Source organism: Stenotrophomonas sp. STEN056 (assembly GCF_056759635.1).
The window spans coordinates 1-217 of sequence record NZ_JBRRDL010000079.1; the positions used below are offsets into that span (position 1 = coordinate 1).

The window sequence follows — 217 nt, forward strand, 5'->3', positions numbered from 1 at the left end:
CACCTTGTCCATCGCCGATGCAAAGGTGACCGGCAATGCAGCCATCGACGGCCAGTCTGATGTGGTGATCGGGCAGGCCGCCGTGGGCAAGGCGCTGGCAGTCAAGGCCGCCAATGATCTGACCGCGACCACGCTGGATGTCGCAGGCAACAGCACGCTGAGCAGCGGCGGTAATACTTCCGTGACCACCTTCAACGGCCAGGGTGATCTGTCGGCG

Annotated in this window: 1 protein-coding gene; it reads left to right on the top strand. The window is 63.6% G+C overall.

Going from position 1 to position 217, the window contains the following annotated elements:
* Positions 1 to 217: hypothetical protein (locus tag ACVOLO_RS18075; RefSeq protein WP_481571706.1), on the top strand; the 217-nt coding region annotated here is incomplete at both ends.